Origin of the sequence: Qipengyuania sp. MTN3-11, from assembly GCF_042851825.1 — a bacterium.
In the GTDB taxonomy this organism is placed as follows: Bacteria; Pseudomonadota; Alphaproteobacteria; order Sphingomonadales; family Sphingomonadaceae; genus Qipengyuania.
Genome location: NZ_BTGM01000001.1, coordinates 328,902 through 354,496, shown reverse-complemented (window position 1 = coordinate 354,496; position 25,595 = coordinate 328,902). Strand labels below are relative to the sequence as shown.

The following is a 25,595-nucleotide window of genomic DNA, read 5'->3' as shown; positions in this document are numbered from 1 at the left end:
CGGGTTGACCCCTCGATGAGCCTTCAGGCGCTCACCGACCGGCGCGCGATCATCGAGCGCAGGACTCTCGCTGCGCAGATCGATGCTCTGGTCGAGGCCGAGGGGGCCAATGCGCGTCCCGCGATCCTCGCCGCGCTCAGGGAGACGCTCGATGCCGGACGCGCCGAGCTTGCGCGCCGGCTCGAGAACAAGCCCAGCGCCGGCCACGCCATCGCCGCCGGCCACGCCTATCTGATCGACCAGCTGGTGCGAGTGATCCACGACCACACGGTGGCCCACCTCTATCCCGCGCCCAATCCCTCCAGCGCCGAACGGATTACCATCATGGCGGTGGGCGGATACGGCCGTGCCGAGATGGCCCCCCATTCCGACGTCGACATCGCCTTCCTCACCCCGCGTCGCCACGCCCCTTGGTGCGAACAGGTGATCGAGGCGATACTCTACCTCCTCTGGGATCTGGGCCTCCAGGTCGGCCATTCGAGCCGTACGCTCGACGATGCGATCCGCATGGCGAAGGAGGATTTGACGGTGCGCACCGCCTTGCTCGAAGCGCGCTACGTCTGGGGCGACGAGGCGCTTTTCGACGAAGGCGCGCGCCGCTACCGCAGCGAAGTGGTGATCGGCACCGAGCGCCAGTTCCTGCGCGAAAAGCTGGCCGAACGCGACGCCCGGCACAAGCGGATGGGCGACAGCCGCTACGTCGTCGAGCCCAACATCAAGGACGGCAAGGGCGGCCTGCGCGATCTGCAGACGCTCTACTGGATCGGGAAATACATCCACCGCGTGAACGTCGCCGCCGAACTGGTCGATGTCGGCCTGTTCACCCAGGCGGAATACCGCCGCTTCCGCAATGCCGAGCGCTTCCTGCTCGCGGTGCGCGCCCATCTCCACACGATCACAGGGCGCGCCGAGGACCGGTTGACCTTCGATTACCAGCGCCAGATCGCCGAGCGAATGCGCTTTGCCGATCGCCCCGGCAAGAGCGCGGTCGAGCGCTTCATGCAGTTCTATTTCCTCCAGGCGAAGCACGTCGGCAGCCTGACCGGCATCTTCCTTTCGCATATCGACGAGGAGTTCGCGCAGAAGAGCAATCGCAGCGGTTTCTTCGCCGGCTTCCGCAGCCGTTCGCGCAGCGTGAAGGGCTTTACCGTCCACGGCGGCCGCATCGCCGCCCCGTCCGACGACTGGTTCCGCAAGGACCCTTCGCGGTTGATCGAGCTGTTCCAGCTGGCAGAGGCGGAAGAACTGGAAATCCATCCCGAGACCATGCGGCTGGCGCAGCGCGACAGCGGTCTGATCGACAATACCCTGCGCGAGGACAGCCGCGCCAATGCCCTGTTCCTCGACCTGCTGACGGGTCGCAACAATCCGGAGACGGTGCTGCGCTGGATGAACGAGGCGGGGGTGTTCGGGCGCTTCGTACCCGATTTCGGCCGGGTCAACGCGCAGATGCAGTTCGACATGTACCACCACTACACGGTGGACGAGCATACCATCCGCGCGATCGGACTGCTCAACGCCATCGAGAAGGGCCGGCTGGCGGAAGATCATCCCCGCGCCACCCGGCTGATCCACAAGCTTGCCAGCCGGCGGGCGCTGTTCGTGGCGGTGCTGCTGCACGACATCGCCAAGGGCCGCGGCGGCGATCATTCCGAGCTCGGTGCCGAGGTGGCCTACGAACTGTGCCCGCGCTTCGGCCTGACCGAGGCGGAGACCGAGCTTGTCGCCTGGCTGGTGCGCTATCATCTGCTGATGAGCTCCACTGCGCAGAAGCGCGACCTCGCCGATCCCAAGACGATCGAGGATTTCGTCGCCCGGGTACAGAGCGCCGAGCGGCTGAAGAACCTCGCCATCCTGACCGTGGTCGATATCCGCGCCGTGGGGCCGGGGACCTGGAACAGCTGGAAGCGGCAGCTGATCGGCAATCTCTACGACCAGGCGCAGGAGCGGCTCCGGCTCGGCCATGTGCGCAACGGCCGCGACGAGCGGGTCGCGGCGAAGCAGGCGGCGGTTAAGGAGCGCATCGGCGCGCAGGGGGAACTCGTCGATCGCTATGCAAGGAGCATGGGCGATGCCTACTGGATCGCCGAGCCCGCCGATATCGCTGCCCGCAACGTCGTCCACTATGCGGCGGCGCGCGAGGCCGGCGACAAGCTGTCGATCTTCAGCGAATATTACGAGGCGCGCGGGGCGACGCTGGTGACGGTGATCGCCAGCGATCATCCGGGGCTGTTCTATCGCATCGCCGGCGGCATCCACCTTGCCGGAGGAAACATCATCGACGCGCGCATCCACACAACGCGCGAAGGCTGGGCGATCGACAATTTCCTGGTCCAGGACCCGCAGGGCCGGCCCTTCCGCGAGCCTCCCCAGCTCGAACGGCTCGAAAAGTCGATCGCCGACGCACTTGCCAACCGCATCGACCTCGCCCCGCGCCTGGCGCAGAGGCCGTTGCCCCACGGCCGTTCGAAGGCCTTCGACGTCGATCCGCGCGTGGTCTTCGACAACTCCGCTTCCAATCGCTTTACCGTGATCGAGGTCAACGCCCGCGACCGTTCGGCGCTGCTCAACCGCCTGGCCCGGGCGCTGTTCGAAGAAGGGCTGGTGGTCAATTCCGCCCACATCACGGCCTATGGCGAGCGGGCGGCGGACACCTTCTACGTCACCGATGTCACGGGTGCGAAACTGACCGGGGAAGCGCGCATCGCGAGGCTCGAGGCGGCACTGCTCGAAGCGGCCAGTGATGCATTACAGGCACGGTTGGAAGACGCTTGACGCCTGTTGGTCGGTCGACTGTTGCAACTTTGTTGCTCTCGTATAATCGGTTTCATCGAGAGATTGAGAGGAGAGGACATATGAAAACGGGTTACGCATCTCTGCGCGTTCTGGCTTGCTTGGTGCCGGGATCGCGCTCACACCGCAGATGGCACTGGCACAGGATGCCGACGCCGGCGACGACCTGATCGAGAACGCCGATGTCGAAGATCAATCCGTCATCGTCGTCACCGCCCAGGGCCGCGAACAGATACTGGCCGACGTTCCCGTTGCTATCAACGCGGTCTCGGCCGAACAGCTCGAGCGCTCGGGCACCAACGACATTCGCGAATTGACGCAGGTCGCGCCCTCGCTTCTGGTTTCCTCCACGGGCAACGAGGCAAATGGCTCCGCGCGTATTCGCGGCATCGGCACGGTAGGCGACAACCCGGGCCTTGAAAGCTCGGTCGCGGTCTTCATCGACGGCGTCTATCGCTCGCGTTCCGGCAACGCGCTGAGCGAGCTCGGCCCGCTCGACCGGATCGAAATCCTGCGCGGTCCGCAGGGCACGCTAGGCGGCCGCAACTCTTCCGCCGGCCTGATCTCGATCTACACCGCAGAGCCGGAATTCACCTTCGGTGGGCACGGCGCGTTCACCTATGGCAATTACGACGCCCTGCGTTTCGAAGGCGGCCTGACCGGCCCGCTCAGCGATACCATCGCCGCCCGTGTCGACGGGGTCTATTTCCGGCGCGACGGTTTCTACAACGACGTCGTCAACGACACCGACATCAACAACCGCGATCGCTATCTGGTGCGCGGCCAATTGCTGTTCGAACCGAGCGAGGACATCAGCTTCCGCCTTGTAGGCGATTATTCCAAGAAGGACGAAGCCTGTTGCGCCGCGACCTTCGTCCAGACCGACTTCGCGCCGCTGGCGCGGCTGAGCGACGACATCCCGGCGCTCTCCGCAGAAGCGAAGTTCGACTATCCGGGTTCCGCCACGCCGGCCCTGACGAGTACCGCGAACCCGATCATTCCGATCCTGATCGGTCTCGGCCAGAACCCGATCGCGCTCAACAGCGGGACCTTCAACCGGAACATCTATGTGACCCCGGGTCGGACCTTCGAGGGCGAAACCGAGGATTACGGTGTTTCGGGCGAACTGAACTGGAACTTCGGCACGACGACGCTGACCTCGATCACCGGCTATCGCGAATATTCCAACAATCAGGCGTCGGACACCGACTACACGCAGGTCGACATCCTCTACCGCGCTCCCGGCGATGATGCCGGCGCACGGCAGTTCAAGACCTTCACCCAGGAACTGCGGCTCGCGGGGAGCGCTTTCGACGATCGGCTCGACTGGCTGGTCGGCGGTTTCTTCGCCAACGAGAAGCTTCAGGTGCGCGACAATCTGCGGTTCGGCACGCAATACGGCCGCTTCGCCAATTGCCGCCTCGCCAACGCGCTCCAGCCTTCGCTTGGACCGCTCGGCATAACGGTGCCCGATACCACGCGCGCGAACTGCTTCAGCCCGACGGCGTTCGGCGCGATCCAGAGCGGCGCGGTGTTCGGTGCGGCCACTCCGGCGATCGTCGCGGGGATCAACAATCTGGCCACGCTCAACGATCTGGGCGGGACCGGCGACGTTTACAATCAGGAAAGCCAGAGCTTCGCGGTCTTTACGCACAATATCTTCCACATCACGGACCGCCTCGATCTGACCCTCGGGCTTCGCTACACCAACGAAACCAAGGATTTCGACGCCACCTTCGGGAACGACAACACCGTCTGCCCGGCCAACCGGGCGCTGCTGGCACCGTTGCTCGGCGTGCCGTCGCTGGCGGCTTTCGCCGGCGGCATCCTCGGTCTCTCCTGTCAGGGCAATTCGACCTCTGAGCTCGACGGGGTGTCGCTGTCGGACAGCCGCGACGAGAACGAGTTCACCGGCACCGCGATCCTGAGCTACAAGCCGATCGACGATCTGATGGTCTACGCATCCTATTCGCGGGGCTACAAGGCCGGCGGTTTCAACCTCGACCGTTCCGCCCTGGCCCAGCCGGTGGCGCTCAACGTCAACAACATCAACGTCGGCAACCTCCAGTTCGACCAGGAGACGGTCGATGCCTTCGAACTGGGCGCGAAGTATTCGACCCGGGAGTTCGGCCTCAGCGTCGCGGCCTTCCGTCAGGAGTTCAGCAATTTTCAGCTGAACACCTTCAACGGCACGGTCTTTCTGGTGCAGAACATCAACGCTTGCAGCGACAGCCTGGGCGGGGCGGACAGCGATCCCAGCGCCGCCACCGGGGCCTGTGCCGCCGACAACATCGCACCGGGCGTCATTGCCCAGGGTTTCGAGATCGAAGCGGCGCTCAACCCCGCTCCCGATTTCGGGCTCAACGTGGGCCTGACCTATTCCGACACAAGCTTCGAGAACGATCTGATCGGCAACGATACGGGCGCTCCGCTCGATCCGGCCTTGAGGCTGCTGCCGGGCGACAATCTCTCGAATGCGCCGGAAATCACGGTGACGAGTTCGGTGTCCTGGACCCCGCCGATCGGCAACAGCGGGATGCGTGGCCTGGTGTTCTTCAACAGCCGCCTGGTCAGCGATTACAACACCGGCTCCGATCTGCTCTACGGCAAGGAGCAGGACAGCTACTTCATCGTCAACGGGCGCATCGGCCTGACCAACATCGCCGACCGCTTCGCCATCGAAGGCTGGGTGCAGAACCTGTTCGACAAGGACTACACGCAGGTTGCGTTCAACACGCCCTTCGTCGCCGAACAGCAGACCTACTCGGCCTTCCTCGCCGAACCGCGGACCTACGGCATCACCGTGCGCGGCGAGTTCTGAGGCTTTCGCGCAGACTGATCGGAAGGGGCGTCCCGCAGGGGGCGCCCCTTTTCGTTGGGGCGTCTAACCGCGCCCGCCGAACAGCGCGGTCCCGACGCGGACATGGGTCGCGCCGAGCATGATCGCCGCGGGGTAATCGGCGCTCATCCCCATCGAGCGTCCTTCCAGCCCGTGATCGCGCGCCAGCTTGTCGAGCAGCGCGAAGAACGGTGCCGGGTCGATGTCGAAGGGCGGGATACACATCAGTCCGGCGATAGGAATGTCCGCATCGCGCGCGCGGTCGAGCAGCGAAGCAAGCTCCGCAATCGCGCACCCCCCCTTCTGCTCCTCCTCGCCGACATCGACCTGGACGAAGCAGGACAGGCGGCGCCCTGTCTTGTCGAACGCTTTCGCCAGTGCCTTCACCAGGCTCGGCCGGTCGAGCGAATGAATGCAATCGAACAGCTTCGCGGCATCCTCCGCCTTGTTCGACTGGAGCTGCCCGACGAGGTGAAGCTGCGCGGCCGGGAACCGCTCCTTCAATTCGGGCCATTTGCCTTGCGCTTCCTGCACGCGGTTCTCGCCGAAATGCCGCTGGCCCTGTTCGAGCAGCGGGACAATCCGATCTGCCGGTTGGGTCTTGCTCACCGCGACGAGCGTGACTTCGCCGGGATCGCGGCGCGCGATACGGCATGTGCCCGCGATCTCGGCGCGAACCTTTTCGAGCGGTGTGTCTGCCTTTTCCATGGAGCGCGGCTATAACGCCGCCATGCCCGGCGTGAACCCTCTGCCAATGGTCTGGCTGTTCTCCGATGCGCGCAACGACGCTGCGCTGGAGAGCGCGCTGGAGGCATTGCCCGCCGGTTCCGGCTTCGTGTTCCGGCACTACCATCTCTCCCCAGCCGATCGCGCCGAGCGCTACCGGGCGCTGGCAGCAATCGCCCGGACGCGGGAGCACCGCATCGTGATCTCGGGAAATAATTCGCTGGCGGCACAGCTCGATGCGGACGGCATCTACGGCGCGGCACCAGCGCTGGGTCCGCCGACGGGGACAATGCTCCGCCTCGCCGCCGCCCATGACGGCGACGAGATTCAGGCGGCACTGGCCGCCGGGGCGGACGGTATCTTCCTTTCGCCGGTCTTCCCGACCGCATCGCATCCCGATGCACGGCCCCTGGGCATTCACGGCTTTCACGTCCTCGCGATGCAATCGCCGGTCCCGATCATCGCGCTGGGTGGGATGGATGCGCGGCGCGCCGAACAGCTCGCCTGGCCGCGCTGGGGCGCGATCGACGGACTCGCTTCACCGACTGGCGCTTGACGGGCGAGTCCTGCAGGATTCATACTGGCGCCCATGGCCACCCGCGCCCTCACTGTCAGCGACTGGAAAGCCGCCTTCCGCCGCTCGCTGCGCCGTGCCGCCCAGATCGGCGGTTCGGCCGTGCTCGCGCTCGGCACGCTGTTCCTGGCGCTGGCGCTGGCGAGCTACACCCAGACCGATCCGAGCTGGTCGACCGCCGCGTCGGGTCGGCAGATCGACAATTGGATGGGGGCAGGCGGTGCCTGGCTCGCCGACCTGGCGCTGATGCTGTTCGGCTTGACCGCCGGATTGCTGCTACCGCTGCTCTATATCGGCGCGCGCAAGCTGTGGAACGATATCGAGACCGACAACCAAGCTGAAGACGCGCACTGGCTGCGTCCGCTCGCACTGCTGCTCGTTGCCATGGTGTTGCTCGCGACGGTCATGGCGCTGACCTTCGAACCGGGCACCGGCAGCCTTCCCGCCGGGCTCGGCGGATTGGCGGGGCTGCTCGGCGAGGGTGCCATCACGGCGATTGCCGGGCGTTTTCCAGAAGCCGCCGGCGGATGGATCACGCTGGCCGCGGGCATCGCCGCGCTGGCCGGCGGCTTGGCGCTTGTCGGCCGGGTCTTCGCGATCGACTGGCGGCGCTTCCTGACCCTGCCCGATTTCGTCAAGCGCGCGCCGGCGCTGCCGGATGCGGTCGCGCTGCCGGTGCCGCGCCGGCGCAAGCGTGCCGAAACTGCCGACGAGGAAGAACCTGTCGCGATCGAGGCGGCACCGCGACGCGCCCCGATGATCCCCGATCCGGCCGTCTCCGCGCGGCCCGCAAGCCAGCCAAAGCCGCAGCAGCGCGACATGTTCGCCAGCTACGAGTTGCCGAGCCTCGAACTGCTGGCGGAAAAGGGGCCGGAGAAGGCGGTCAAGCTCGACAAGCTGGCGCTGGAACGCAACGCCCGCCTGCTCGAGAACGTGCTCGACGATTTCAACGTCAAGGGCGAGATCACCGCGGTGCGCGCCGGTCCGGTGGTGACGATGTACGAGCTGGAGCCCGCTCCGGGCATCAAGGCCAGCCGGGTGATCGGCCTCGCCGAGGACATCGCCCGCAACATGAGCGCGATCAGCGCGCGTGTCTCGCCGATCCCCGGCAAGACGGTCATGGGCATCGAGCTGCCCAATGCCGACCGCCAGATGGTCAGCTATCGCGAACTCGCCCAGAGCGCCGACTTCGCCGACCACAGCGGCAGCCTGCCGATGATCCTGGGCAAGGACATCGCCGGCGAGCCGATCATCGCCGACCTCGCCGCCATGCCGCATTTGCTCGTCGCGGGCACCACCGGATCGGGCAAGTCGGTCGGCCTCAACGCGATCCTGCTAAGCCTGCTCTACCGCTTCACGCCCGACGAGTGCCGTTTGATCCTGATCGATCCCAAGGTGCTCGAACTCAAGACCTACGACGATATTCCGCATCTCCTCAGCCCCGTGGTGACCGAGCCGCACAAGAGCGTGCGCGCGCTCAAATGGGCGGTCGAGGAGATGGAACGCCGCTACCGGATGATGTCGAGCGTCAATTCGCGCAACATTGCCGGCTTCAACGAGAAGGTGAAGACCGCCGCCGCCAAGGGCAAGCCGCTCGGCCGCAGGGTCCAGACCGGCTTCGATCCCGAGACCGGCGAGGAGATCTTCGAGGAGGAGCAGCTCGACTATCAACCCTTGCCGCTGATCGTGCTGATCGTCGACGAGCTCGCCGACCTCATGGTCACCGTCGGCAAGGAGATCGAGGTGCTGATCCAGCGCCTGTCCCAGAAGAGCCGGGCGGCCGGCATCCATCTGATCATGGCGACGCAGCGCCCCAGCGTCGATGTCATCACCGGCGTGATCAAGGCGAACCTGCCGACTCGCATCAGCTTCAAGGTGACCAGCCGCATCGATTCCCGCACGATCCTGGGCGAACAGGGCGCCGAGCAGCTGCTGGGCAAGGGCGACATGCTTTACAAGCCCAACACGGGCGCGCTGGTGCGCGTCCACGGGCCGTTCGTGAGCGACGAGGAGGTCGAGCGCGTCGCCGACCACTGGCGCGCGCAGGGCAAGCCCGACTACGTCGACGCGGTGACCGAGGAGCCCGAGGAAGGCGGCGGCTTCGATTTCGAGGACGAGTTCACCGCCTCCGACAATCCCGAAGAACGCAAGTACCGGCAGGCCTGCCAGATCGTGATCGAGAACCAGAAGGCCTCGGGCTCTTGGCTCCAGCGTCAGATGGGCGTTGGCTACAACACCGCCGCCAAATGGATCGAGCGGATGGAGGAAGAGGGATTGGTCGGCCCCGCCAACCACGTCGGCCGCCGCGAGATCTTCCGCGATCAGGACGGCAATCCGCTCTAGGGCGCTTCGATCCGCACCGGTGGCGGCACGGACTGCCGGCTGACCGGGCCCGGCGCGCGCGGGCGAAAGCCGATATCGAGGGGGGTTATGTGCCCGTCCTCGCGCACGCGGATGGTAACCACGCCTTGCAGCGCCGGATCGGCGAGGCGGCGTTCGAGTTCGGCGGCGCGGTCCTGCGAAACGTAGAGCCGCCCGCTCGCCAGGCCGCCGGCCGGATCGTTCCAACCGCTGCCGGCGCGCACGGCGCTGGCGCAATCGCTTGCCGCACCGGGGCGAGAAACGCGCGCGATGCGCGGCGCCTCGCCCTCGATGCACAGGACCTCGTCCAATGCGCGATTGGCGCGCCGCCCTTCGAGCCCGGGCCAGTCGTAGGTGTAGATGACGTAGTGCCCGCGCAGCAGGTCGCGGGGGTCGTAGCCCGCGATCGGAACTTCCCACACCGTGCCCCGCTGCGCCGCGACATGGGTGCCGGCCCAGCTCGCTCCGAGCCCGGCAAGCGGGACTGCCAGCGCAGCGGCGATCGCGAGCCGGCGGTTCATTCCGCGGCTTCCTTCGGCGGGGCCAGCGTGCGCGACACCCGTACCGCGACCCAGGCGACACCCAGGATCAGCAGACCCGCGGCGATCAGGCCGAAGCCGCTGGTGAGCAGGTCGCTGGCGAGTTCAAAGCTGAGGATCACCAGCCGAACCGCCACGGCACCGACCGCGAGCTGGAACACGTCGCGCCAGCCGCCGTGGAATGCGGCAGCGCCGATCGCGACCCACAGCGCGAGGAAAAGGAGCGCCGCGCCGAAATCGCTGCCGTCCACCACATGCGCAAGCAACAGCGTGAGCGCGGCGGCTGCGAGTGTCCCTGCCGTCCCGGCATCCGACGGATCGCGCCGTCCGGCCAGCGTCAGCGCTGCCGCCGCCAGACCGACACCGGCCTGCGTCGCCTGCGTCGTGAGCGTGAAGAAGGTACCGCTGTCGCCGCCGAAGCCGCCGAACCCGCTGACGATCGCCATCGCCGAGGCGCAGGTCAGCACATAGAGGAATCCGAGCTGCTCCAGCCGGCGCCAGAATGCGACTTGCGCAGCGACGCCCAGCCGCCAGGCACCGAGCGGAACCAGCAGGACCGGGAGGGCCGTCGCGAGCCCCATGACGAAGCCCGAGCGCCCCTCTGCCTCGAAGCCGAACAGCGGCTGTGTGGGGTTGGCGAAGTCCCAACAGGCGAAAATGAGCACACCGGCAAGCAGCAGCGCGGTCATCCAGCTGGCCCCGCGCAGCACGATCATCGGGCCGAACAGGGCAAGCCAAAGCGCCATCGGCTGCCACAGCGGCGAGCTGGTCTGGTAGACCTGACCCAGGTGTCCGAGGAAGCCTAGTCCCAGCACCGCGAAGACGACCAAAAGTGCTTCGTGCGACCACGGGTTCTTCGCCAGCAGCATCTCGCCGCGCAACCAGAGCGTCGCCGCAAACCCGCCCATCAGGGCAAAATGCAGCGCCAGCCGCACCGCACCGGGGATCTCGTCCCAGTTCGCCGCCACGACCGAGATCACCCCGAGCCCAACCGCAAGCGTTCCGATGCCGATGACCGCCCACAGCGCGAAGGGGCGCGCATTGGCATCCTCCCACGCCTCGATCGCCGCCGCCGTTCGCGCGTCGATCAGTCCGGCGCGTTGCCAGGCGGCGAGTTTGCGCTCGATCACGCCCATGAATCTATGCGGCGGTCAGAGATCGGGCAAGCGCTGTTCGGCAAAGCCCCAGCCGGCCAGCGCCTTCGACTTCGCCCGCGCATGGAGCCTCTTCGCCTCGGAGATCGAGAAGAGATGCGCATCCTCGAAGCCCTTCAACTCGTTCCAGGCGATCGGGACCGCGACCGGCGCTCCTTCGCGGGCGCGCGCCGAATAGGGCACCACCGCCGTGCTGCCGCGCTGGTTGCGCAGCCAGTCGATGAAAATCTTGCCCTTGCGCTTGGCCTTGCTCATCGTGGCGGTGAAGCGATCGGGCTCGGCCATGCTCAGGGCTTCTGAAAAGCGCCTGGCGAAATCCTTGTGCTCGTCCCAGGAATGGCCGGTGGTGAGCGGCACCACCACATGCACCCCCTTGCCGCCCGACAGCATGGCGAAGCTGGTGAGGCCAAGGTCGGCGAGCCGGTCGCGGATGTCGCGCGCGGCGCTTTTCACGTTGCCGAAATCGAGCCCTTCGTCCGGGTCGAGATCGAAGATCATCCGATCGGGTGCCTCGACATCGGATGACCGCGAGCCCCAGCCGTGGAATTCGATCGTGCCCATCTGCACGCATTGCAGCAGCCCGCGCGCGTCCTCGACGAAGAGATAATCCTCGGTGCCGCCGTCCTTCTCGGTGATGGGGACATGGTGGACACCGTCGCCGAAGCTGCCGCTGTCGTGCTTCTGGAAGAAGCATTTTTTCGCCCGCCCCTGGGGGCAGCGCACGAGGCTGATCGGCCGCCGCGCGGCGAAGGGCAGCATGATCGGGGCGACGGCCTCGTAATAATCGGCCAGTTCGCCCTTGGTCTGACCGCTTTCGGGAAAGATCACGCGCTCGCGGCTGGAGATCTTTACCGCCTCGTCCTTCTTCGGCGCGATCGCGGGCTTTTCGGGCGCAACCTCGGACGCTGTCTTGTCGCCGCGCAGGCCCAGAAAGCTGGCATGACGGACATTGCCGTCGGCGGTGAACTCGGCGAAACCGATCTCGGCGACCAGCTTCGGAGTCAGCCAGGTCACACCGCGCGAAGACGGCTTGTCGACTTCCGCCGGCGGGGTCTTGCGCTCCAGGGGCTTCATCTTCGCCGCCAGATCGTCGAGATCGTCGGCGGAAAAGCCCGTCCCGACATTGCCCTTGTAGACCAGATCACCCCTCTCGTGCTGCGCCAGCAGGAGCGAGGCGAAAGGGCGCCCCTTGGCCGAACTCTTCTTCCAGCCGATCACCTCGAATTCCTGCCGCCGGGTGCATTTGACCTTTACCCAGCTCTTGCTCCGGCGCGACGCATAAGCACCATCCACGGTCTTGGAGATGATCCCCTCCTGCCCGGCATCGCACATGGCGCGGTAGAGCTTCTCGCCCGCGCCGATGACGTGTTCCGCGAGAAGGATAGGCGGCTGTGCGGTGCCGAGCAGCGCCTCGAGCCGTTCCTTGCGCTCGATGTTGGGAAGGTACGTCAGTTCCTCGCCGCCCAGTTCGAGGAGGTCGAAGGCATGAAGCTGCAACCGGTCGTCCTTGCCCTGAGACCCATGTCCGCGCTTCAGAACCTGCTGCAGGGTCGAGAAATCGGGATTGCCCTTCGCATCGACCGCGACGATCTCGCCGTCCATCAGACAAGGTGGCAGATCCAGTTCCGCGACCGCGGACACCAGCGGCGCGAACTTGTCGGTCCAGTCCTTGCCACTGCGGGTATAGACGCGCACCGCATCGCCCTTCGCCGCGATCAGCGCCCGGTAGCCGTCGAACTTGATCTCGTGCATCCAGCGGTTGCCGGTGGGCACGGCATCGACCAGCGTGGCGAGCTGGGGCTTGCGGAATTTCGGTAGCGGTGCTGCGCGGCGGGGCTTCGCCTTCGCCTTGCCGGCGTTGCGCGACGAAGCCTTCTCCATCTGCGCAAGGAAGGCATCGTCCTTCTTGCCGGCGAGCGAATATTCGCCCTGCTTGTCGGCCGCGATCTCGGCCATCGACCGGCCGGTCAGCACACTGGTCAGCTCGTGCTGAACCAGCGCGTCGCCCTCCTGCGCGTGATCGTCCTGCAATTTGCGCAGCAGCCAGTTCTCCCGCTTTTCTCCCGGCTTTTTCTTCAGCCTTATCAACAGCCATTCGCCCTTCATCCGCTCGCCTTCAAGCGTAAAGTGGAGGTGGCCCTTGTCGATGTCCTTCGCGCTCTTGCCCGCGATCGGAGCCCATGTGCCGCGGTCCCACAGCATCACCGTGCCGCCGCCATATTCGCCCTTGGGAATGGTGCCCTCGAATTCGGCATAGGACATGGGGTGGTCTTCGGTCCGGACCGCCAGCCGCTTGATGTCGGGATCGGGCGAGGGGCCCTTGGTGACCGCCCAGCTCTTGAGCACGCCGTCCGCCTCCAGCCGCAGATCCCAGTGGAGCCGCGTGGCATCGTGCTTCTGGACGATGAAGCGGTTGCCCTCCTCGCTCGAATGCGCTTTTCCCGACGGTTCGGGGGTCTTCGCAAAGTCGCGCTTGGCGTTGTAGTCCGCAAGGCTGTCACGCTTCGCCATCGGTCTCGCCTTCGGTGTGAGGGAACAGTTTCTTCTCCGCGAACCCGAGCAGGGTCAGCATCACCACCGAGATCACCGCGGCTATGCCCACCAGCGGCCATAGCGCGGCCCCGCATGCGATCCCCACCACCGCCGTCAGCCACAGATGCGCGGCGGTGGTGAGGTTCTTCACCTCGCCCCTGCTGAACACGATCAGCCCGGCGCCGATGATGCCGACGAAGGCCCCGGTCGCCTCGAACAGCCGCAGCGGGTCCATTCGCGGTCCGCCGATCTGATAGTAGAGTGCGATCGTGGCGATGGTCATCGCCGCGCTGGCGAAGCAGATCAGCCCGTGCGTGCGCAGACCGGCGGCATGGCCCTGCCATTCCCGATCGAGCCCCAGCACCAGCCCCAGGAACGCCGCCGCGCCGAGCCTGGCGAGCAGATCGAGATCGATCCAGGGGCCGAGGATCGGATCGTTGAGCTCCATCAGGCGCTCTTGCGTTTCTTCGCGGCGGGTTTCTTCGCCGGAGCTTTCTTCGCTGCGCTCTTCTTGTCCTCGCCGACCGATTTCTTGAGCGCCGCCATCAGGTCGATCACGTTCGATCCGGAAGCGCCTTCGGTCTCGCCGCTATCCTCGATGATCGCCTTGTTCGATTTCGACCTGGCCTTCTTGTCGATCAGCTTGCGCAGCGCATCGACATAGCGATCCTCGAATTCGCCGGCATCGAAGGGGGCGCTCTTCTGTTCGATCAGCGCGCTGGCGAGATCGAGCAGTTCCTTCTTCGGCTTGGCATCGTCGATTTCGGTGAAGAAGGACTGCCCCTTTCTGACCTCGTCGGCATAGCGCAGCGTCTCGAGCAGCAGACCCTTGCCGCAGGGCTTGATCGCGACGAGCTTTTCCGCGCCGCGCACCGAGAGCTGTCCTAGCGCCACCTTCTTCGCCCTGCGCAGCGCCTCGCGCAGAACGATGAAGGCTTCCTCGGCCAGTTCGTCCTGCGGCGCAACGTAATAGGGCTTGTCGAAATAGAGCGGGTCGATCTCGCAGGCATCGACGAACTGGACCAGTTCGAGCGTGCGCTTGCTCTCTATCTTGACCGCTTCGATCTCCTCTTCCTCGAGCAGGACGTATTCGCCCTTGGAAATCTCGTAGCCCTTGATGATCTCGTCGCGGTCGACCGGGCCCACGCCGGGCACCACCTTCTCGTAGGAAATCCGCTTGCCGCTGGGCTCGTGGATCTGGTTGAAGCGAATCTTGGCACCGGACTTGGTGGCGGTGTAGATTTCCACCGGAATGCTGACCAGCGCCAGCCTGATCTGTCCCTGCCAATAGGCGCGTGCCGCCATCGGTTTTCTCCCCTTATGCGCCCGGACAGCGCGCCGAGTCAGCGCGCAGAGGCGAAAATCGTTTCCGTACCCTCGCTTGATGCAGTGCGGTTGCGGCTGTAACGGCCCTTTGCAAGACGAAGGAGTCCTCCCCCAATGCGCGTCGGCTGTCCCAAGGAAATCAAGAACCACGAATACCGCGTCGGTCTGACGCCGGAGAGTGTCCGCGAACTCACGCACCAGAACAACGAGGTGTGGATCGAGAGCGGCGCGGGGATGGGCATCGGCGCGACCGATCTCGAATACCAGGCGGCGGGCGCCACCATCGTCGAAGGGCCCGATCCGATCTTCGCCGAGTGCGAAATGGTGGTGAAGGTCAAGGAACCCCAGGCCGACGAGCGCGCCAAGCTGCGCCCCGATCAGATCCTCTACACCTATCTCCACCTCGCCCCCGATCCTGAGCAGACCGCCGATCTGGTGAAATCCGGGGTCACCGCGATCGCCTACGAGACGGTCACCGGCCCGGGCGGCCAGCTGCCGCTGTTGAAGCCGATGAGCCAGGTCGCAGGCCGGATGAGCGTGCAGGCCGGCGCGACCGCGCTGGAAAAAGCGCATGGCGGGCGCGGCGTGCTGCTGGGCGGGGTGCCGGGCGTGATGCCGGGCCGGGTGATCGTGATCGGCGGCGGCGTGGTCGGTTTCAACGCCGCGCAGATGGCCGCCGGGCTCGGCGCCGACGTGACGATCCTCGACCGCGACCCCGACGTGCTCGAAAAGGTCGGCACTCATTTCGAGGCGCGCGCCTCCACCCGCTTCTCCAACAAGGCCAATCTCGAAGAAGCCGTGTGCGAGGCGGACCTGATCATCGGCGCGGTGCTGATCCCCGGCGCCGCCGCCCCGAAGCTGGTCAGCCGCGACATGCTCAAATGCATGAAGCCGGGCAGCGTGCTGGTCGACGTGGCGATCGACCAGGGCGGCTGTTTCGAGACCAGTCGCGCGACCACCCATGCCGATCCGACCTATGTGATCGACGATGTGGTGCATTACTGCGTGGCCAACATGCCCGGCGCGGTGGCGCGCACCAGCACCTATGCGCTCAACAACGTCACTCTGCCCCATGCCCTGCGCATTGCACGCATGGGCTGGAAGGAAGCGCTGCGAGCCAATCCGCATCTCGCCGAAGGTCTCAACGTCCATGCCGGGAAGGTCACTTATCGGGCGGTGGCCGAGGAACTGGGCTACGACTATCTGCCGGTGGCCGAAGCGCTCGGCTGAGCAACCGAATTAATCCGCTGGAAACCACCCGGTCATAGTGTGGGCCGGTGAACCGGGTTGCGCGCCTTCTCAGGCTCTTGCTGCTGCATCTGGCCGCGTTTGCGGCCGCAGCTCCTTCGGTCGCCTCGGCGCAGGACGGGGTCAGCAAGGCAACCACCCATCCCAGCTGTTTCGCCGCGAGCGGAGACACGCGGACATCCTCGCAGATGGCGTCCTTCTCCACGCGCTGGACATGCGAGGGGGGCGGCTGGGATGCCAGCGCCCCGGTATCCTGGATCCGGTTCGAGAAGATCGACTGGCAGGGCGAGACACCGCCAGCGCTGTTCTTCACGCGTATTTCGCGCTTCGACGAGATCGAGCTGACCGCGATCGATGCCGATGGAACCACGCGCTCCAAGACCTACAGCGAAAACCAGGGCCGGCCGATCGCCGCTGGCCCGATCTTCACTCTCCCGCTTCCCGCCATCACCGACGAGACCCGGTCGGTTGTGGCGCGCATCGCCGGGCCGCACAGCGCCCCCATGGTGACCGAGGCGCGGCTGACCACATCGACCGCACGGACCGACTGGACCGTGATGCAATTGCTGTTCCTGGCGATGATCCTGGGAATGCTGGTCACCCCGCTGCTGTTCGACATCAACTTCTACTTCGTACTGCGCGAACGCTTCGTGGTTCTGCACGCCTATATGGCGCTCTCCATGGTGCTCTACGTCCTGTTCGCAGGCGGGCTGTTGCCGCTGTTCATCCCGGTCTCGGTCTCCGCCATGGCCATCGGGGCATCGCTGAGCTGGGCCGTCGGGGTCGCGGCCGCTGCCTTCTTCTTCAGCGCCTTCGTCGAGCGCGGAACCTTGCCGCCGCTCGTCGATCGGGCGCTGCGGGCATCCGGCTGGTGGACGCTGCTGGTGATCGGTTTCGCCTCGCTGCAATTCGACTGGTCGCAGAGCTTCGACAACACGCTCTATTTCATCAGCTTCGTTCCGGTGATCGCGATCTATCTCGCCGCGATCGTCGTCGCTCTCGTCAACGGGAGCCGGGCGGCGCGGTATGTGGCCGCTGCGTGGATTCCGCTCATCCTCGCCGCCAGCGAAAGATTGCTGCGCGGTCTGGGGGTATATGCCGCGCCCCCCTCTCTCGACCAGTTGCTGTTCGCCGCTCTGGCGCTCGAAGTGGTGATCGTCGCGCTCGGCATCGCCAGCAAATACGTCGCCATCCGCCAGGATCGCGACAGCGCCCGCGCCGAGGCGCGGATGCTGGAAAATCTTTCCGAGCGCGATCCCCTGACCGGGCTACTCAACCGCCGGGCGCTGGACGACCGCTTCGCCGCGCTTCATCGCAGCGGCTACGAGACGGTCGCGCTTTTCGATCTCGACCATTTCAAGCAGGTCAACGACACTCACGGGCACGAGGTCGGCGACAAGGTCCTCAAGGTCGTTGGCGACGTGCTGAACGCCGAACCGGACTCCGTCGCCGTGCGATTGGGTGGAGAGGAATTTCTGGTCCTGCTTTCCGGGACAAACGCCGAAATCCGTGTCGAGACGCTCCGCCAGACGATCGCGGTGCGTGTCGCTCGCGAGGTCGACGCGCTGAATTCGATCCTGACTGCCAGCGTCGGCCTGATCCATGTCCCCCTGGCAGGCAATCCCGTGGCCGATTTTGGCCATATCTATCGTCGCGCGGATGCACTGCTCTACGAAGCCAAGGCCGGCGGCAGGAACCTTTTGGCGAGCGATACGATGCACGCCCAGCCGCCCGGCTCCACGGTGACGGCCTTCGCGGCTCAGTCCGCAGCCTGATCTGCGGAAACGAACGGTGCCGCGATCTTGGCCCGGATGCGCTGGGGCCGCTGGGTCGCCCGGTCGATCATCGCCCAAGTCGAACGCACCGCGACCAGCAGCCGCCCGGCGGCATCGTGGAATTCCACGCAGCGATCGAACCGCGCGCCCTTGGGCACACCCGGAATCCAGGTGGTCGCGACGACTTCTTCGCCGGGTCCGACATTCCCGCGGTAATCGATTTCGTGCCGGATCACGACCCAGACATAGGCATCGACGAATTGGGGAGCCGCGACCGCGCGCCAGTGTTCCGTGGCGATATCCTGAACCCAGCGCACCCACACCGCGTTGTTGACGTGGCCGAGCTCGTCGATCGTGTCGGCCTCGGCCACGAAACGGCGTGCGTAGCGATCGCTCAAACCGCCACTCCGAGCGATCTTAGGTCCCTTTTTGCCTGGGCGGCATCCGTGAAAACGAAAGCGTGCATCCCCGCCTTGCGGGCTCCCTCCACATTGCCGGGCATGTCGTCGAAAAAGACGGTTTCCCCGGCCACGAGGCCGTTCGTCTCGAGCACATGCCGGAACATCCGGGGATCGGGCTTGAGCACGCCGATCTCGGCCGAGTTGCTGACGCCTTCGAACCGGCCCCACCATTCGTGCGTTTTTGCGAGATGGGCCACGATTTCGCGCACGTTATCGGTCAGCGCGAACAGGCGGAAGCCGGCCTCGGCCAGCCGCTCCATCAGCGGGGGAGTGTCGGCGAGGAGTTCCAGGCTGTCGTAAATCGCTGCGAAGAAGGGGTCCGCCTCCTCCTCGCTCAGCAAGCCCGCATAGACATAGGCGCGCTTGGCTTCCGCCTCGCTGTGCTCGCCGCGATTGAGCGCGCGCCAGATGTCGCTCTCGACGAACAGCGCCCGGCGCCGCGCCTCTGCCTCCGTGCCGGAGAGGCCGAAGGCGCTTTCGACGATGGTCGGCGGGTGCCAGCGGACGAAGACATTGCCGATATCGAAGACGACATTGCGGATCGCCGTCATTCGGCCTCGCCCATCTGGGTGAGGATGAAGGCGACCTCTTCCGCGGTTTCGTAGATCGACTGGAACCGGCCCGATTTGCCGCCGTGCCCGGCGCCCATATTGGTCTTGAGCAGCAACGTGTTGTCGTCGGTCTTCATCTCGCGCAGCTTCGCGACCCATTTCGCCGGTTCCCAATAGGTGACGCGCGGGTCGTTGAGCCCGGCGGTCACGAGCATCGGCGGATAGTCCTGCGCAATCACCTGATCGTAGGGCGAATAGCTGAGGATATAGGCGAAGGCCTGCTTGGAGCGGATCGGATCGCCCCATTCGGGCCATTCGCCAGGCGTCAGCGGCAGGTCTTCGTCGAGCATGGTGTTGAGCACATCGACGAAGGGCACATGCGCCGCCACCGCACCCCACAGGTCGGGATCGGTGTTCACGACCACGCCCATCAGCTCGCCGCCCGCCGAACCGCCCGAGATGCTGATCCGGCCCTTTTCGGTGTAACCCTGGGCCACCAGCCCCTTCGCCACGTCGACGAAATCGTTGAATGTGTTGGTGCGTTCGTTGAGCTTGCCCTGGAGATACCAGTTGCGCCCCAGATCGTCGCCGCCGCGGATGTGCGCGATGGCATAGGCATAGCCGCGATCGACGAGGCTCAGCCGCGAGCTCGAGAAACCGGGCGGCACCGCATAGCCGTAAGCGCCATAGGCATAGAGATGCAGCGGCCCGGCGCGTCCTTGCGTCTTCTGGGGCCGATCCCTGCGCATCACGACGCTGACAGGCACCATCGTCCCGTCGCGTGCACGGATTTCGACCCGTTCGGTGACGTAGAGCGAGGGATCGTAACCGCTCGGGATCTCCTGCCGCTTCAGGAGTTCGAGCTCGCCGGTGGCGACATGATAGTCGTAGACCGTGTCGGGCGTGACCATGCTCTCGTAGGCCAGCCGCAGCCGATCCTGATCGTATTCGGGATTGTTGGAAAGCTCGGTGGTGAAGCTCGGCTCGGCGAAGGCCACGGGCTTCACCAGATTGGGATCGGCGTAGGAGCGGATCTGGATCTGGTCGAGCCCGGCGAGCCGTCCTTCTGTGACGTAGAAATCCTTGAACAACGAGAAGCCGTCCAGGTAGAATTCGTCCGATCCCTCGATCAGCGTTGTCCATTCGCCTGGTCGGTCGAGCGATGCGGTGGCGATGCGGAAATTGACGTGATCGTCGTTGGTGTGGACCCACAAGGTGCCGTCGCGCACGTCGACGTCGTATTCGACGCCCTTCTTGCGCTCCTTGACCAGAATCGGTTCGGCGGTGGGATTGTCGGCGGGAACGAGCCGGACCTCGCTGGTCTCGTTGTCGCCGGTCGCAATCACCAGCCAGTCTTCCTGCGCGGTCAGCCCGGTCCCGACGCCGAAGCCCTCGTCGCGTGTCTCGCGGTAGAGCTCGACATCCTCGCTCACCGGCGTCCCGATCACGTGGAGCGTCGCTTCCTTGGTGCGCCAGTTGTCGTCGGCCATGCCGTAGACCAGCCCCCGGTCGCCCATTACCCAGGTAAGGCCGGTGCGCGTGCCCGGTATGGTGTCGGGCAGCAGATCACCGGTCTGGAGGTCCTTGATCCGTGCGGTGTAGCGTTCCGACCCGTTGTCGTCCGCCGAATAGGCGAGATAGCGTCCGTTCTGCGAGACCGAGAAGGCGCCGAGCCGGAAATACTCCTTGCCTTCGGCCAGTTCGTTCTCGTCGAGGATGAGCACCGGGTCGCCCCCGGCAACCGGTTTGCGGTAATATTTGCGGTATTCCGCGCCTTCCTCGAACTCGGACCAGTAGAGCCAGTCCCCGTCCTTCTGCGGAACGGTCGATTCGTCTTCCTTGATCCGCGCCTTCATCTCCTCGAACAGCGTGTCGATCAGTGCTTGATGCGGCTTCATCTGCGCTTCGAACCAGGCGTTCTCGGCCTTCAGATAATCGAGCACGTCCTCGTCGTCGACCGCTGGATAGCTCTTGTCGTGCAGCCAATTGTACGGATCGGCGATGGTGATGCCGTGATGGCTGTAGGAATGGTCCCGTTTCTCGGCGACGGGCGGCGCGGTCGGTTCGGTCAATTGGTTGTCCTGTGCGTTGGCGTTGGCGGCCAGGGCGGCGGCTCCGGCGGCCAGAAGGGCGATCAGGCGGTTCGGCATGGCAATCGGTTCCTCCCGGCGGACGGAGCGCGCAGGCACGGGTGGAAAGCCCGGGCGCGCCCCTGTATGATGCGGCGCATGACTATGCGGGCACGGGGCATGCCGCAAGCGCCGTTTCGCTCCCCGGCAACCGCCCATACGAAAGGACTATCGTCATGCTGATGCAGACACACGAAGCCCGGCTCGATGCGCTGAGGCAGGAACTCAAGCGCCGCGACCTCGACGGCTTCGTCGTCCCGATCTCCGACGAGCACATGAGCGAATATGTCGGCGACTATGCCCAGCGCCTGCAATGGCTGACCGGGTTCAAGGGCAGTGCCGGGAGCGCGGCGGTGATGGCCGACCGCGCCGCGATCTTCACCGACGGGCGCTACACCGTGCAGGTTCGGGAGCAAGTCGACGGCAAGCTGTTCGACTATGAGGACGTGCCCGCCACCAGCCCCGCAAAATGGTTGGCGAAACACGCCCGCGAAGGCATGCGGATCGGCTACGACGCCTGGCTCCACGGGGTGGAATGGGCGGAAGATACGGCGCAGCTGCTCGCCAAGAAGGGGGCCGAACTGGTGGCGGTCGAGAGCAATCCGATCGACGCGGTGTGGGCCGACCGCCCCGCCCCCTCCGCCGCCCCCGCGGTGCCCTATGCCGACGAACATGCCGGGCGTTCCAGCGCGGAAAAGCGCGCCGAGATCGCCGATTGGCTCAAGGAAGAGGGCTACGACGCAACCATCGTCGCCGCGCTCGATTCGGTCGCCTGGCTGCTCAACATGCGCGGGGCCGATGTCGCCAACACGCCGGTGGCGCTCTCCTATGTCACGGTCCATGCCGACGGGACGGCCGAGCTGTTCATCGCGCCGGAAAAGGTCTCGCCCGAACTCGCCCAGCATCTGGGCAATGCGGTCAAGGTCCGCGACCGGAGCGAATTCGAAGGCGCTCTTGGAACGCTGCAGGGCAAGACCGTGGCCGTCGACACGAACCACGCGGTCGCCGGCATCTTTCGGGCGCTGGAGGATGGTGGGGCCCGAGTGGTGCGCACCGACGATCCGACCGTGCTCGCCAAGGCGATCAAGAACGAGGCCGAGCAACGCGGCCACCGCGAGGCACAGGCGCGCGACGGGGCGGCGGTGTCGCGCTTCCTGCGCTGGCTGAGCCTGGAGGCCCCCAAGGGCGGGATCGACGAGCTGACCGCCGCGGCCAAGCTGCGCGAGTTCCGCGGGCTCGATCCGGAAATGCGCGATTCGAGCTTCGACACGATCAGCGCCGCCGGCCCGCATGCCGCCCTGCCGCATTACAAGGTGGACGAGGACAGCAACATCCCGATCCCGCCCGGCAGCATCTATCTCGTCGATTCGGGCGGGCAATATCTCGGCGGCACCACCGACATCACGCGTACCGTCTGGATCGGCACGCCGGATGGATCGGGCAAGCCCTCGCCCGAAATGATCGACCGCAACACGCGCGTGCTCAAGGGGCATATCCAACTGGCGCTGGCGACCTTCCCCATGGGCACCAACGGCGGACAGCTCGATACGCTGGCGCGGATGCACCTGTGGCAGGCGGGGGTGGATTTCGGCCACGGCACCGGCCACGGTGTCGGCAGCTACCTGTCGGTCCACGAAGGGCCCCAGCGCATTTCCAAGCCGGGCGGGGCCTTTGCGGGCACCGGCACCGAACTTCACGCCGGGATGATCCTCTCCAACGAGCCGGGCTATTACAAGCAGGGGCACTACGGCATCCGAATCGAGAATTTGATCCTGACCGTCCCCGCCCAAATCGAGGGCGCGGAGGGCGAGTGGCTCGGTTTCGAAACGCTGACCTTCGTGCCGCTCGACCGGCGGCTGGTCGACAAGGCGATGCTGACCCCGACCGAAATCGACTGGTGGAACAGCTATCACGCCACGGTGCGCGAGGTGCTGTCGCCGCGGCTCGAAGGCGATGATCTCACCTGGCTCGAAACGGAGTGCGCCCCGCTCTGAGGCTCTTGCGAGCGTACGTTTGTTCCGGTAATGTTCTTTTGGTCGCGAATCGTCAGGGAGAATGTTCGATGCTGGGATATGTGACTGTCGGGACCAACGATCTGCCGCGCGCCGCCAAATTCTACGATGCCATAGCCGCCGAAATGGGTGTCGGGCGAATGATGGATTTCGAGAGCTTCATCGCCTGGGGCGCGTGGGGCGGCCCTCCCGGGATTGCCGCGACCACGCCTTTCGACGGCAAGCCGGCGTCGGTCGGCAACGGCATGATGGTGGCGCTGGAAGCGAAGGATCGCGATCAGGTCCACAAGCTGCACGAGATCGCGCTGACGAACGGCGGCAGCGACGAGGGTGCGCCCGGTCCTCGGGGCGAAGCCGACGAGAACGGCATGGTATTCTATGCCGCCTATTTCCGCGATCCGGACGGCAACAAGCTCAACGCCTTTGTGATGGCGAAGACGGAATGAGGGAGGCAACATGAGCGGCGCGCGCAGCCTTTCGGACAGCTTCGTCCATCTGGGGCTCGGCGCAAGTGCCGTGCCCCAGCCGCCCTTCGACGGGATGGCGTGGTACGAGGCCTATGGCGAACGCCACGCCGCCGACGGGTTGGAGGGGCGGCTGGTCGCCCAGCATCGCTTCGAGGAGGGTTGGCCGAGCTGGGAGATGCATCCGCTCGGCAGCGAGGTGGTGATCTGCACCGAGGGCAACCTGCTGTTGACTCAGGAATTTCCCGACGGGCGGCGCGAACGGATCCGGCTCGGCCCCGGGGACTATGCCATCAACCCGCCCGGCGTCTGGCATATCGCCGACGTCGAGGAACCGGCGACGGCGATCTTCATCACCGCGGGCGAAGGGACGCAGCACCGACCGCGCTGACTTGCGCGGCAATGAACGGCCGCTCGATCGCGATACAAACCGCGACAAATTTCACCGCCGCCGGCAAATTGCTGCGACAATCCGTGCCTAGAAAGGCTGGCATGAGTTGCGGCGGGCGGGTGTCTTCCTCCCCCCTCTCCCCTTCCGGGGCCCCGACCCGTCGCAACTCTCCCATCTACATTCCGGGAGTATCGACATGCAGAAATTCACCCTCACCCTGTCCGCCGCGGCGCTGGCGCTGACCGGCGCGACCATGGTCATCGCGCAGGACCGTGCGACGATGGTCAAACCCGACGGCAATGGCGACGGCACCCTCACCCGCGCCGAGATGCAGGCACATGGCGCGGCGATGTTCGCGCGCATGGACGCCAATGGCGACGGCGCCATCAACGCGGCCGACCGTCAGGTGCGTCAGGCCGAACGATTCGCGCGGATGGACCGCAACGGTGACGGCGAACTCACCGCGGCCGAAATGGAGGCCAACCGAACCGAACGCCGCGAGCGCATGGAGCAGCGCCGCGCCGAGCGCGCCGAGCGCAGCGGCGACCGTCGCGAGCAGATGTTCGACCGCCTCGATGCCGACAACAGCGGCGGGCTTTCCCAGGCCGAGCTGGCGAGCGCCCGCGAAGCCCGCAGTGCCGATCGCGGCCAGCGGGCCGGCGCCGCCGACGCCCAGCGCGGCAAGCGCATGGGTCGCCGCGGCCATCGCGGTGGCGGCATGATGATGGGCATGGCGCGCCGGGCCGATACCAATGGCGATCAGTCGATCACCCGTGCCGAATTCGATGCCGCCCAGGCGCAGTATTTCGCGCGTATGGACACCGACGGCAGCGGATCGATCACCCAGGCCGAACGCCAGGCAGCGCGCGAGGCGATGCGCGCCCGCATGGCGGAACGCCGCCAGAGCGCCCAGTAAGCCAGCCGGTGAGCTTGCCGTTGGCGGCGACCGTAAGCTAGGCGCGGGTTCGCGATCATGAGCGATACCGCGCCCACCACCCTGCTGCTCGTCGACGACGAGCGATCCCTGCGCGAACCCCTGGCGGAATATCTGACCCGCCAGGGGTTCGCCGTGCGTGAAGCCGAAAGCGCCGCCGCCGCACGCGCGGCGCTGCTCGAACATCGACCCGACATCGTCCTGCTCGACATCATGATGCCGGGCGAGGACGGGCTGTCGCTTACCCGCCATCTGGTCGAGACACGCGACCTGCCGGTGATACTGCTCACCGCCCGAGGCGAGACGATGGACCGGATCGTCGGCCTCGAGATCGGGGCGGACGACTATGTCACCAAGCCATTCGAGCCACGCGAGCTTGTGGCGCGCATCCGCACCGTGCTGCGCCGGGTCGAGCGGGGGGCGGATGCGACCGCTCTCGAAGCCGACGACCTACTCTATGCCTTCGAGGGCTGGACGCTCGATCCGCTCAAGCGCCGCCTCGTGGATCCGGAGGGCGCGGTGGTGTCGATCTCGACCGCCGAGTTTCGCCTGCTGCGCGCCTTTTGCGACCATCCCCGCCAGGTGCTCGACCGCGACCGCCTGCTCGACATGGTGCAGGGCCGCGAGGCGCATCTGTTCGACCGCGCGGTCGACAACCAGGTCAGCCGCTTGCGCCGCAAGATCGAGGAAGACAGCCGCAACCCGCAGCTGATCCAGACTGTGCGCGGCGGCGGCTACCGGCTCGCCGCCGATGTCGTCCGCAGCCGCCGGGCGGAAGGCTGAATC

At 65.9% G+C, this 25,595-nt stretch carries 20 protein-coding genes; 11 read left to right on the top strand and 9 right to left on the bottom strand.

The annotated features are described in order from the left end of the window. Positions 1 to 15 precede the first annotated feature (15 nt). Complete coding sequence (locus ACGHN1_RS01725) at positions 16 to 2,775, top strand: [protein-PII] uridylyltransferase (RefSeq protein WP_390547792.1); 2,760 nt, start codon at positions 16 to 18, stop codon at positions 2,773 to 2,775. A gap of 148 nt (positions 2,776 to 2,923) precedes the next feature. Further along, positions 2,924 to 5,614 carry a TonB-dependent receptor gene (locus ACGHN1_RS01720; protein WP_390549733.1) on the top strand — a complete coding sequence of 897 codons (2,691 nt, stop codon included), beginning with the start codon at positions 2,924 to 2,926 and terminating at the stop codon, positions 5,612 to 5,614. A gap of 63 nt (positions 5,615 to 5,677) precedes the next feature. On the opposite strand, the gene ACGHN1_RS01715 is transcribed toward ACGHN1_RS01720, so the two are convergent. Next, a complete protein-coding gene (locus ACGHN1_RS01715) occupies positions 5,678 to 6,340 on the bottom strand; it encodes a YggS family pyridoxal phosphate-dependent enzyme (RefSeq protein WP_390547790.1) in 663 nt (220 codons plus the stop codon). On the opposite strand from ACGHN1_RS01715, the gene ACGHN1_RS01710 reads away from it, so the two are divergent. Together ACGHN1_RS01710 and ACGHN1_RS01705 are read left to right on the top strand one after the other, a co-directional pair. Next, positions 6,324 to 6,914, top strand: a complete 591-nt coding sequence (locus ACGHN1_RS01710) for a thiamine phosphate synthase (protein WP_390547788.1) — start codon at positions 6,324 to 6,326, stop codon at positions 6,912 to 6,914. The two genes, ACGHN1_RS01715 and ACGHN1_RS01710, sit on opposite strands and share 17 nt — an antisense overlap. A gap of 33 nt (positions 6,915 to 6,947) precedes the next feature. Then, complete coding sequence (locus ACGHN1_RS01705) at positions 6,948 to 9,275, top strand: DNA translocase FtsK 4TM domain-containing protein (RefSeq protein WP_390547786.1); 2,328 nt, start codon at positions 6,948 to 6,950, stop codon at positions 9,273 to 9,275. Here ACGHN1_RS01705 and ACGHN1_RS01700 read toward each other — a convergent pair. From ACGHN1_RS01700 to ACGHN1_RS01680, 5 genes are read right to left on the bottom strand one after another with little or no spacing between them, the layout of a single operon-like run. Further along, positions 9,272 to 9,814: a GDYXXLXY domain-containing protein gene (locus ACGHN1_RS01700; protein ID WP_390547784.1), complete on the bottom strand. Its 543-nt coding sequence runs from the start codon at positions 9,812 to 9,814 to the stop codon at positions 9,272 to 9,274. The two genes, ACGHN1_RS01705 and ACGHN1_RS01700, sit on opposite strands and share 4 nt — an antisense overlap. Continuing rightward, positions 9,811 to 10,962: a DUF2157 domain-containing protein gene (locus tag ACGHN1_RS01695; protein ID WP_390547782.1), complete on the bottom strand. Its 1,152-nt coding sequence runs from the start codon at positions 10,960 to 10,962 to the stop codon at positions 9,811 to 9,813. Before ACGHN1_RS01695 ends, ACGHN1_RS01700 begins: the two co-directional genes overlap by 4 nt. A gap of 21 nt (positions 10,963 to 10,983) precedes the next feature. After that, positions 10,984 to 13,497 carry a DNA ligase D gene (gene ligD / locus ACGHN1_RS01690; RefSeq protein ID WP_390547780.1) on the bottom strand — a complete coding sequence of 838 codons (2,514 nt, stop codon included), beginning with the start codon at positions 13,495 to 13,497 and terminating at the stop codon, positions 10,984 to 10,986. Next, positions 13,484 to 13,966 carry an MgtC/SapB family protein gene (locus ACGHN1_RS01685; RefSeq protein ID WP_390547778.1) on the bottom strand — a complete coding sequence of 161 codons (483 nt, stop codon included), beginning with the start codon at positions 13,964 to 13,966 and terminating at the stop codon, positions 13,484 to 13,486. Before ACGHN1_RS01685 ends, ligD begins: the two co-directional genes overlap by 14 nt. Further along, positions 13,966 to 14,823: a Ku protein gene (locus tag ACGHN1_RS01680; RefSeq protein WP_390547777.1), complete on the bottom strand. Its 858-nt coding sequence runs from the start codon at positions 14,821 to 14,823 to the stop codon at positions 13,966 to 13,968. The genes ACGHN1_RS01685 and ACGHN1_RS01680 overlap by 1 nt, the downstream gene beginning before the upstream one ends. Positions 14,824 to 14,958: 135 nt before the next feature. Here ACGHN1_RS01680 and ald point away from each other — a divergent pair, with 135 nt between their 5' ends. Both ald and ACGHN1_RS01670 read left to right on the top strand, forming a co-directional pair. Beyond that, complete coding sequence (ald, locus tag ACGHN1_RS01675) at positions 14,959 to 16,074, top strand: alanine dehydrogenase (protein ID WP_390547775.1); 1,116 nt, start codon at positions 14,959 to 14,961, stop codon at positions 16,072 to 16,074. A 77-nt stretch (positions 16,075 to 16,151) separates the two neighbouring features. After that, positions 16,152 to 17,867 (top strand): diguanylate cyclase, encoded by a 1,716-nt coding sequence (locus ACGHN1_RS01670; protein ID WP_390547773.1) that lies wholly within the window; start codon positions 16,152 to 16,154, stop codon positions 17,865 to 17,867. Here the strand turns inward: ACGHN1_RS01670 and ACGHN1_RS01665 are convergent. From ACGHN1_RS01665 to ACGHN1_RS01655, 3 genes are read right to left on the bottom strand one after another with little or no spacing between them, the layout of a single operon-like run. After that, positions 17,852 to 18,265 carry an acyl-CoA thioesterase gene (locus ACGHN1_RS01665; RefSeq protein WP_390547771.1) on the bottom strand — a complete coding sequence of 138 codons (414 nt, stop codon included), beginning with the start codon at positions 18,263 to 18,265 and terminating at the stop codon, positions 17,852 to 17,854. The two genes, ACGHN1_RS01670 and ACGHN1_RS01665, sit on opposite strands and share 16 nt — an antisense overlap. Further along, on the bottom strand, positions 18,262 to 18,879 hold the full coding sequence (locus tag ACGHN1_RS01660) for an HAD family hydrolase (RefSeq protein ID WP_390547769.1): 618 nt from the start codon (positions 18,877 to 18,879) through the stop codon (positions 18,262 to 18,264). Before ACGHN1_RS01660 ends, ACGHN1_RS01665 begins: the two co-directional genes overlap by 4 nt. Continuing rightward, positions 18,876 to 21,029: a S9 family peptidase gene (locus tag ACGHN1_RS01655; RefSeq protein ID WP_390547768.1), complete on the bottom strand. Its 2,154-nt coding sequence runs from the start codon at positions 21,027 to 21,029 to the stop codon at positions 18,876 to 18,878. The genes ACGHN1_RS01660 and ACGHN1_RS01655 overlap by 4 nt, the downstream gene beginning before the upstream one ends. 155 nt (positions 21,030 to 21,184) lie before the next feature. On the opposite strand from ACGHN1_RS01655, the gene ACGHN1_RS01650 reads away from it, so the two are divergent. The 5 genes from ACGHN1_RS01650 to ACGHN1_RS01630 all read left to right on the top strand — a co-directional run bounded on the left by ACGHN1_RS01650 (position 21,185) and on the right by ACGHN1_RS01630 (position 25,592). Beyond that, a complete protein-coding gene (locus tag ACGHN1_RS01650; protein ID WP_390547766.1) occupies positions 21,185 to 23,002 on the top strand; it encodes an aminopeptidase P family protein in 1,818 nt (605 codons plus the stop codon). Between the two features lie 68 nt (positions 23,003 to 23,070). Further along, complete coding sequence (locus tag ACGHN1_RS01645; protein ID WP_390547764.1) at positions 23,071 to 23,466, top strand: VOC family protein; 396 nt, start codon at positions 23,071 to 23,073, stop codon at positions 23,464 to 23,466. Between the two features lie 10 nt (positions 23,467 to 23,476). Further along, positions 23,477 to 23,875 carry a cupin domain-containing protein gene (locus tag ACGHN1_RS01640; RefSeq protein WP_390547762.1) on the top strand — a complete coding sequence of 133 codons (399 nt, stop codon included), beginning with the start codon at positions 23,477 to 23,479 and terminating at the stop codon, positions 23,873 to 23,875. 196 nt (positions 23,876 to 24,071) lie between these two features. Continuing rightward, positions 24,072 to 24,791 (top strand): hypothetical protein, encoded by a 720-nt coding sequence (locus ACGHN1_RS01635; RefSeq protein ID WP_390547760.1) that lies wholly within the window; start codon positions 24,072 to 24,074, stop codon positions 24,789 to 24,791. A gap of 57 nt (positions 24,792 to 24,848) precedes the next feature. Then, positions 24,849 to 25,592, top strand: coding sequence for a response regulator (locus tag ACGHN1_RS01630; protein ID WP_390547759.1), 744 nt, complete (start codon positions 24,849 to 24,851; stop codon positions 25,590 to 25,592). Positions 25,593 to 25,595: the final 3 nt, after the last annotated feature.